Annotated in this window: 8 protein-coding genes and 1 pseudogene; 6 read left to right on the forward strand and 3 right to left on the reverse strand. The window is 68.2% G+C overall.

Going from position 1 to position 9,086, the window contains the following annotated elements:
- The 6 genes and pseudogenes from G3I40_RS30675 to G3I40_RS30700 all read left to right on the forward strand — a co-directional run.
- Positions 1 to 603 (forward strand): annotated as a pseudogene (locus tag G3I40_RS30675) (hypothetical protein); the annotation flags it as partial.
- Positions 604 to 742: 139 nt separating this feature from the next.
- Positions 743 to 1,861, forward strand: a complete 1,119-nt coding sequence (gene chvE, locus G3I40_RS30680; RefSeq protein WP_164305887.1) for a multiple monosaccharide ABC transporter substrate-binding protein — start codon at positions 743 to 745, stop codon at positions 1,859 to 1,861.
- A gap of 36 nt (positions 1,862 to 1,897) precedes the next feature.
- Positions 1,898 to 3,460 (forward strand): multiple monosaccharide ABC transporter ATP-binding protein, encoded by a 1,563-nt coding sequence (mmsA, locus tag G3I40_RS30685; RefSeq protein ID WP_164305888.1) that lies wholly within the window; start codon positions 1,898 to 1,900, stop codon positions 3,458 to 3,460.
- Positions 3,457 to 4,701: a multiple monosaccharide ABC transporter permease gene (mmsB, locus tag G3I40_RS30690; RefSeq protein WP_164305889.1), complete on the forward strand. Its 1,245-nt coding sequence runs from the start codon at positions 3,457 to 3,459 to the stop codon at positions 4,699 to 4,701. The genes mmsA and mmsB overlap by 4 nt, the downstream gene beginning before the upstream one ends.
- Positions 4,702 to 4,783: 82 nt before the next feature.
- Positions 4,784 to 5,935, forward strand: a complete 1,152-nt coding sequence (locus G3I40_RS30695; protein ID WP_164305890.1) for an aldose epimerase family protein — start codon at positions 4,784 to 4,786, stop codon at positions 5,933 to 5,935.
- A gap of 81 nt (positions 5,936 to 6,016) precedes the next feature.
- The gene (locus G3I40_RS30700; RefSeq protein ID WP_164305891.1) at positions 6,017 to 6,436 is read left to right on the forward strand and encodes a hypothetical protein; all 420 of its coding nucleotides are present in this window, start codon (positions 6,017 to 6,019) and stop codon (positions 6,434 to 6,436) included.
- 418 nt (positions 6,437 to 6,854) lie between these two features.
- Here G3I40_RS30700 and G3I40_RS30705 read toward each other — a convergent pair whose 3' ends face one another.
- From G3I40_RS30705 to G3I40_RS30715, 3 genes are all read right to left on the reverse strand, one after another.
- Complete coding sequence (locus G3I40_RS30705) at positions 6,855 to 7,706, reverse strand: SMP-30/gluconolactonase/LRE family protein (RefSeq protein WP_164305892.1); 852 nt, start codon at positions 7,704 to 7,706, stop codon at positions 6,855 to 6,857.
- Positions 7,703 to 8,476 carry an IclR family transcriptional regulator gene (locus G3I40_RS30710; RefSeq protein ID WP_164305893.1) on the reverse strand — a complete coding sequence of 258 codons (774 nt, stop codon included), beginning with the start codon at positions 8,474 to 8,476 and terminating at the stop codon, positions 7,703 to 7,705. The genes G3I40_RS30705 and G3I40_RS30710 overlap by 4 nt, the downstream gene beginning before the upstream one ends.
- 143 nt (positions 8,477 to 8,619) lie before the next feature.
- On the reverse strand, positions 8,620 to 9,086 hold a 467-nt coding region (locus G3I40_RS30715; protein ID WP_164305894.1), incomplete at its 5' end, for a PucR family transcriptional regulator.

Here is a 9,086-nt window from a genome sequence, read left to right on the forward strand (position 1 = left end):
GGCGCCGGGCTGCGGGCCCGCGGGCACGACGCCGTCGCCGGCTGCGTCGAGGACGCCGTGCGCGCCACCGAGCTGGGCGTCACGTGCCTGCTCGTCGCCGACGAGGGCGTGCTGTGGACGCTGCACCGGGCCCGAGTCCAGGGGATCATTCCCGCCGACACCACCCTCAAGGTCTCCGCGCTCGTCGGGCCGGTGAACCCGGCCTCGTACGCCGTCTTCGAGCGGCTCGGCGCGGACTCCCTGAACGTCCCGTCCGACCTGACCCTCGCCCACCTCACCGAGATCCGGCGGCAGTCCGCCGCGCCGATGGACATGTACGTCGAGGCGCCGGACGATCTGGGCGGGTACATCCGGATGTACGAGATCGCCGAACTGGTGCGCCGCGGCGCTCCGTTGTACCTGAAGTTCGGCCTGGCCAAGGCGCCCGGGATCTATCCGTACGGTGCCCATCTGCGCGATCTCACCCTCGACACCGCCCGTGAACGGGTGCGCCGGGGACGGCTCGCCCTCGATCTGCTGGAACGCCACGGAGCCGTCGGCAGCATGTCGCCGCTCGGGTCCCGGCTGCCCGGCGATCTCCGACGCTTCGACACGGCCCAATAACGTTCCGGAAACGCAACTTCCCAGAACCACACAAGGCCGCGCAGAATCCGACGCATCTTTACTCGGTCAACTCACGCTTGCGCACCGCGATTTCGCACCGCCGACCGAGCTCAGCACTCACACATCAAGGATGATGACCATGCGAAACCGCCGAGCCGCTCTCGCCGCGATAGCCGCCGCCTCCACTCTCGCGCTGACCCTGACCGCCTGCGGCCAGGACAGCGAAGGGGGCAAGGAGGAGGGCAAGAAGAGTGCCAAGGGCTCGACCGTCGGCATCGCGATGCCGACCAAGTCCTCGGAGCGCTGGATCGCGGACGGCAACAACGTTGTCAAGTCCCTGAAGGCAAAGGGCTACAAGACGCAGCTGGTCTTCGGTGAGGACGACCCCGACCAGCAGGTCTCCCAGATCGAGAACATGATCACGCAGGGCGTCTCCGCGCTGGTCGTCGCCGCGATCGACAACAAGTCGCTCAGCTCGGTCCTGCAGCAGGCCGCCGACGCGAACATCCCGGTCATCGCCTACGACCGGCTCATCCTCGACTCCAAGAACGTCAGCTACTACGCGACGTTCGACAACGAGAAGGTCGGCGAGCTGCAGGCCGGTTCGCTGGTCAGCAAGCTCGGTCTGGACAAGGGCGAGAAGGGCCCGTTCAACCTGGAGCTGTTCGCCGGCTCCAACGACGACAACAACACGAAGTACTTCTTCAGCGGCGCGATGAAGGTGCTCAAGCCCTACGTCGACAAGAAGCAGCTGGTCGTCAAGTCCGGTCAGACCAAGCTCAACCAGGTCACCACGCTGCGCTGGGACGGCGCCACCGCCCAGAAGCGCATGGACGACATCCTGACCTCGACGTACAAGGGCAGCACGCGGGTGGACGCGGTGCTCTCCCCCTACGACGGCATCTCGATCGGCATCCTGTCCGCCCTGAAGTCGGACGGTTACGGCTCCAAGTCCAAGCCGCTGCCGCCCGTCTCGGGCCAGGACGCGGAGGTCGCCTCGGTGAAGTCGATCGTCGCGGGCGAGCAGTACTCGACCGTCTACAAGGACACCCGCGAGCTGGCCCAGGTCGCGGTGACCATGGTCGACGACGTGCTGCACGACAAGAAGCCCAAGGTGAACGACACCAAGACCTACGACAACGGCGCCAAGGTCGTCCCCTCGTACCTGCTCAACCCGGTCCTGGTCACCAAGGACAACTACGTGAAGGAGCTCGTCGACAGCGGCTACTACACCAAGGCCGACCTCGGCCAGAAGTAAGTACCCCTGTCCGACCACTAGTTGAAGGGCACGACCATGGCGGGACCCGTCCTGGACATGCGCTCGATCGTCAAGACCTTTCCCGGTGTGAAGGCGCTCTCGGACGTCACGCTGACCGTGCGTCAGGGCGAGGTCCACGCCATCTGCGGAGAGAACGGCGCCGGCAAGTCCACCCTGATGAAGGTGCTCTCCGGCCTTCATCCGCACGGGAGTTACGAAGGAGAGATCCTCTTCGAGGGTCAGCCCTGCCACTTCAAGGACATCAACGCGTCCGAGAAGCGCGGCATCGTCATCATCCACCAGGAGCTGGCCCTGGTCCCCTTCCTGTCGATCGCCGAGAACATGTTCCTCGGCAACGAGCACGCCACGCGCGGGCTCATCGACTGGCGGGAGACCCTGGGGCACGCCACCCGGCAGCTGCGCCGGGTGGGCCTGGCGGAGAACCCCAACACCCGGATTGCCGACATCGGCGTCGGCAAGCAGCAGCTCGTGGAGATCGCCAAGGCGCTCGCCAAGGACGTGAAGCTGCTGATTTTGGACGAGCCGACCGCGTCGCTGAACGACGAGGACTCCGGCAAACTGCTCGATCTGATCCTGGAGTTGAAGGACCAGGGCATCACCTCGATCATCATCTCCCACAAGCTGAACGAGATCCGTCGCGTCGCCGACTCGGTGACGATCCTGCGCGACGGCCGCACCATCGAGACCCTCGACGTGCACGCCCCGGAGACCACCGAGGACCGGATCATCTCCGGGATGGTCGGCCGCGACCTGGAGAACCGCTTCCCCACGCGCACCCCGCACACGCCCGAGGCCGGGGCGGCGCCGGCCCTGGAGATCCGCGACTGGACCGTGCACCACCCGCTCGACCGCGAACGCAAGGTCGTCGACCACGTCTCCCTGGAGGTGCGCCGCGGGGAGATCGTCGGCATCGCGGGGCTGATGGGCGCGGGCCGCACCGAGCTCGCGATGAGCGTCTTCGGGCGGACGTACGGGCGTTACGCGGGCGGCACCGTCCTCAAGGACGGCAAGGAGATCCGTACGAAGACGGTCGCGGAGGCCGTCGGGCACGGCATCGCCTACGCGACCGAGGACCGCAAGCACTACGGCCTCAACCTCATCGACACCATCAACCGCAACATCTCGATGGCGGCGCTCGGCAAGGTCTCCAAGCGGGGCCTGGTCGACGAGCACGAGGAGCGGCAGGTCGCCGAGGAGTACCGCAAGTCGATGAACATCAAGGCCCCGACGGTCTTCGAACCGGCGGGCAAGCTGTCGGGCGGCAACCAGCAGAAGGTCGTCCTCAGCAAATGGATCTTCGCGGGTCCGGACGTGCTCATCCTCGACGAGCCGACCCGCGGGATCGACGTCGGTGCCAAGTACGAGATCTACACGGTCATCGACAAGCTCGCGGCCGAGGGCAAGGCGGTGGTGTTCATCTCCTCCGAACTGCCCGAGCTGCTCGGCATGTGCGACCGCATCTACACGATGAGCGCGGGCCGGCTGACCGGTGAGGTACCGCGTGCGGAGGCGACGCAGGAGTCCCTGATGCGCCTGATGACCAAGGAAAAGAACGGGACAGAAGAGGTAACGCGATGAGCACCGACGTGATGGACAAGTCCCCGGCGCCCGCGCCGCCGGGCAAGGGCGGGGGCGCCGCCGGGGGCGGGCTGCTGCAGCTCGTGCTCGACGGCATGCGCCGCAACATGCGCCAGTACGGGATGCTGATCGCGCTCGGCCTGCTCGTGGTCGTGTTCGCGATCTGGACCGACGGCGACCTGATCCTGCCGCGCAACGTCTCCAACCTGGTGCTGCAGAACAGCTACATCCTGATCCTCGCGATCGGCATGATGCTGGTCATCATCGCCGGGCACATCGATCTGTCGGTGGGGTCGCTCACCGCCTTCATCGGCTCGACGGCCGCCGTCCTCATGGTCACCCATGACGTGTCCTGGCCCGTGGCGGGCGTGGTCTGCCTCGTGATGGGCGGCGCGGCCGGCTGCATACAGGGGTGGCTGATCGCGTACGGCGGCATACCGTCGTTCATCGTGACCCTCGCGGGCATGCTGGTGTGGCGCGGGCTCACGGAGATCCTGCTCAAGGGGCAGACGCTCGGCCCGTTCCCGGAGGGCCTGGGCAAGATCGGCAACGGCTTCCTGCCGGAGGTCGGCCCGGACACCAACTACCACAACCTCACCCTGCTGCTCGGCATCGTGCTCGCCGCGGCCGTCGTCGTGCAGGAGATCCGGGACCGGCGCCGCCAGCACGAGTTCGCCCTCGACCTGCCGCCGTTCAACCTGTTCGTGCTGAAGCTGGTCGCGATCGTGGCCGCCATCGCCGTCGTCACGATGCTGCTCGCAAGCTACAAGGGCGCCCCGATCGTCCTGCTGATCCTCGGCGTCCTGGTCGTGGGCTACGGCTACCTGATGCGCAACTCGATCTTCGGGCGGCACATCTACGCCATCGGCGGCAACCTCCCGGCGGCGAAGCTGTCCGGCGTGAAGGACAAGAAGGTCACCTTCTTCGTCTTCCTGAACATGGGCATGCTCGCGGCCCTGGCGGGTCTGGTCGTGGCCGCCCGTCTCAACGCGGCCTCGCCGAAGGCCGGCCTCAACTTCGAACTGGAGGCCATCGCCGCGTCGTTCATCGGCGGCGCGTCCATGAGCGGCGGTGTCGGCACCGTCCTCGGCGCGATCATCGGCGGTCTCGTCCTCGGCGTGCTGAACAACGGCATGAACCTGCTCGGCGTCGGCTCCGACTGGCAGTCGGTCATCAAGGGCCTGGCGCTGCTCGCCGCGGTCGGCTTCGACGTATGGAACAAGCGTCGCGTCGGCTCGTAGCGGCTCCCGCCCGCCGGAAGCCGCGTCCCACCCCCCACACGTCCCGCGTCATCAGGCACAACTCCCCTGCTAGGAGCGTCAGATGGACACGACCAGACGTACGGTGCTCGCGGCGGCCGCCGCCGCGGGCGTCGCCGCCACCACCCTCGGTGGCACGGCGTACGCCACGTCAGGAAAGAGACCGGTGAAGGAGCTGTTCGGCAAGCTGGCCGACGGGACGAAGGTCCACCGTTGGTCCCTGGAGAACGGCGGGACGCGGCTGAAGGTGCTGTCCTACGGCGGCATCGTCCAGTCCCTGGAGATCCCGGACCGGCACGGCCGGTACGTGAACGTGTCGCTCGGCTACGACACCATCGAGGCGTACGTGGCCGGGACCACGTTCTTCGGATCGACCATCGGCCGCTACGGGAACCGCATCGCCAAGGGGCGGTTCACCCTCGACGGCACGGTGCACCAGCTCTCCGTGAACGACGGGGTCAACTCGCTGCACGGCGGGGCGAAGGGCTTCAACACGCGGGTGTGGGACGTGGAGCCGTTCGCGTCGGGCTCCGACGTGGGCCTGACGCTGCACTACACGTCGGTCGACGGGGAGATGGGCTACCCGGGCACGCTCAGGGTGAAGGTCACCTTCACCCTCACGGCGCGCGGTGAGTGGCGCATCGACTACGAGGCCACGACGGACAAGGCGACCGTCGTGAACCTCACCAACCACACCTACTACAACCTCGGGGGCGAGGGCAGCGGGTCCGTCGAGGGGCACGAACTGACCCTCGACGCCTCCCGCTACACCCCGACCGACGCCACGCTCATCCCGACCGGCGAGCTGGCGAAGGTGGCCGGGACGCCGTTCGACTTCCGCTCCGGCAAGGCGATCGGCGACGACATCCGAGCCGCGCACCCGCAGCTGGTCACCGCGCAGGGCTTCGACCACAACTGGGTCCTGGACAAGGGCATCACCCGGCGTCCGGTGCACTTCGCGACGCTGCGCGACCGCGCGTCGGGCCGCACCCTGAAGATCGCCACCGACCAGCCGGGCGTGCAGTTCTATTCGGGCAACTTCCTCGACGGCACGCTCACCGGCCCGTCCGGGCGCACCTACCGGCAGGGCGACGGCCTGTGCCTGGAGACCCAGCACTTCCCGGACTCCCCGAACCACCCGGCGTTCCCGTCGACGGTCCTGCGCCCCGGCGACACCTACCGCTCCACAACGGTGCACACATTCAGCACCTCCTGACCCCTCCCGCCCCGCCTCCAAATACCCCCGCCCGTACCCGCGACTTAGCTGTCCGCGGGTACGGGCGGGGGTAATTGGGGCATGGGAATACATGTACCCAAAGTACATTCTTACGGCGGGATTACCGATGCCCTGGAGTGGGATATTCCCAAACTCACGCCAGACCAGATTACCGAATTCGTGCGAGAGGCGTACAGCATGGGTGAAACAAATCATGCCGAAATCCAGGTGATTTCTTTGGAATCTTCTAAATCTGGAGAAGTTACCTGCATTGTCCGCTGCGTAGGCGGTACAGCTCGAATCGGACAACAGTTCGCGATCGATTCGGATCAAACATCTGAAGGTGTATCCGGGACCGAACCTTGGCGGCTGGTGGAGATCGACCGCTACGGCAGAAAGGTCGACTTCTTTGACCCGCCTCACGGGGCCAGAATTACCCTGGCGGGCCGCTCCATGGATGGCTTGAGAGAGCGAGTCACCTTGAAATCAGTGGGCCCCTAGGACCGCCACACCCGGGGAGGAGTCCGCTGCGGCAGCCCAGGGCGGACTGACAGCTTTTTACGGGCACCCATGCCGTGAATGCGCGGGATGGGTCCTGTCGCGCTGGATCCGGTCAATGGTGTCCACCCGAACAGATGCGCAGGATCAACCGCGATGACCGGGGCTCTGCCGACACGAGCGCAGCCCTACGCCAGCCGGATCACGTGCAAGGACAGCGGTTCCAGGGTCGCTCGAAAGGTGCCCTTCGCCAGGGTCGTGCCCGTGGCCTCGTGCGGCGCCACCCGCTCCGGCGGCATCGTCATCAGATCAGGGCAGTTGCTGCCACGCGCAGCCACAGGAAGTTTCTCCACGAGCTGATGAAGGTGAAGATCAATGGGCCGCACCGAAATGGATGCGGTGCGGCCGAGGGGGCGGGCGTCTAACCGAAGGCTGGTTGCGTGAAGCCCTGGCCGGATTCTGGGAGTACTAGTAGTGAACCTTCCAGTGGGGTTGGGGCGTTGAGGCCGACGTGAGCCGTCGAGATGTACAGGTCGGTCAGGCCGGGGCCGCCGAAGGCGCAGGCCGTCGGGCGGCGTACGGGAAGCAGAACCGTGCGGTCCAGCGTGCCGGACGGCGTGTAGCGGCGCAGGGCTCCGCCGTCCCACAGCGCCACCCACACACAGCCCTCGGCGTCGACGGTCAGCCCGTCGGGAAAGCCCGCGCCTTCCTCCACGGTCGCCAACTCGCGTCGTCCGCCTACCCGTTCGCCCTCGACGTCGAACACGTCGATGCGGCGCGTCGGGGTGTCGACGTAGTACATGAGGGTGCCGTCGGGGCTCCAGCCCGTGCCGTTCGAGACCGTGACGTCGTCGAGGATCTCGGTCGTCGTGCCGTCGGGCGCCACGCGCAGGAGGTTGCCGCCGCCGGGCGTCTCGTCGTACGCCATCGAACCCGCCCACAGCGCCCCGTCGGGGGCGACGGCCGCGTCGTTGCCGCGGCGGCCGGGGACGGGCTCGCGGTGCAGCCAGGAGAACGTCCCGTCGGGGGCGTAACTGGCCACGCCGTCACGGAGGTTGACGACCAGGCCGCCATCCGTGCGGGGCTTCGCGGCGCCCACGTGCTGTTCGGTGGCGAGGACCGTGCGGCGGCCGCTGCCGGGCTCGTACGTGTGGACACGTGAGCCGAGGATGTCCACCCAGACCAGCCGGCCCGCGGCCGGATCCCAGGTGGGCCCCTCGCCGAGCGTCGCCCGCTCGCGCACCGCGACCTCGACGCCCGTGCGCGCGCTCACGCCGTCCCCCGGTGCCCGAGCCGCTCGGAGAGGTCCGCGGCGCCCTTGACGGCGAGCTGCGCGAGCTCGGCCTCGCGGTCGTCGCTCCAACGGATCATCGGTACGGAGATGGAGAGCGCGGCGACGACCCGGTTGGTGCGGTCGCGCACCGGGGCGGCGACGCACGACACGTCCGGGTTCGACTCCCGGCTCTCGACCGCGACGCCGCGCGCACGGATGTCGGCGAGGTGCGTGCGCAGGACGGCCGGGTCGGTGATCGAGTTCTCCGTCATGCCGGTCAGCGGGGCGTCGTCCGGGATGCGGGCGGCCAGTTGCGGTTCGGGCAGGGACGCGAGGAGCATCTTGCCGACGGAGGTGCAGTGGGCGGGCAGTCGGCGGCCGGCCGCGGAGACCATCCGCACGGCGTGCGTGGAGTCGACCTTGGCGATGTAGATGACGTCGGTGCCCTCCAGGATCGCCACGTGGACCGTCTCGTCGCAGGTCTCGGCGACGGTGCGCGCGACCTGCTGCCCCTCGGCGGCGAGGTCGAGCTGCTCCGCGTACCTGCTGCCGAGCTGGTAGGGGCGCACGCCGAGGCGGTAGCGGCCGGGCTGGCCGGGCACCTGCACGATGTACGCGCGCGCGGCGAGCGTGGTGACCAGTTCGTGGACCGTGGTGCGCGGCAGCTGTAGCTTGCGGACGATGTCGGGAGCGGACAGCGTGCCGTCCCCGTCCAGGAAGAGCTCCAGTATGTCCAGAGCCCGGGTGACGGCGGGTACGAGACGTCCCACGGCCGGCCCCCTCCCTTGGTTCGATGGCCTGCGTTCGAGATACCAACGGTTGGTCGGTATCGCGAACATAGGCTACGCACCGGGGGGTTGACCGGGCAATGGGCGTCCGTGAGGAGATCGCGGCGGGCCTTCCAGAACCCGTCCTAGGGCTGCTGTCCCAGTTCGCCGCGCAGACGGCGGGCCCGCAGTACCAGTTCCAGCTCGAAGCGGCGGTCCGGGTCGTCGACCTCGTCGCCCCACAGTTCGCGGATCTGGCGCAGGCGGTAGCGGACGGTCTGCGGGTGGACGCCGAGCCGGGCCGCGACCTCGGGGGCGCCGCCCCTCGTCTCCAGCCAGGCCAGCAGCGTCTCGGCCAGGCGCCGGGCGTGCGCGGGCCCGCAGTGGGTGAGGGGGGCGAGCGCGCGCCGGGTGAGGTCGTCGACGAGTTCCTCGGGCTGGAGCAGGACGAGGGCCTGGGTGTGCTCGGTGCAGTGCAGTACCTCGGCGGCCGGGAGCAGGCCGCGCTCCATCAGCGTCACCGCCGACTCGGCCCAGCGCAGCGACTTCGCGGCGTCGGGCGGGGCGACCGGCGGCCCGATCGCGCCGCTCCAGCCGGACAGGGCGCGGCGCA

This window comes from Streptomyces sp. SID14478 (assembly GCF_010548525.1).
Taxonomy (GTDB): domain Bacteria; phylum Actinomycetota; class Actinomycetes; order Streptomycetales; family Streptomycetaceae; genus Streptomyces.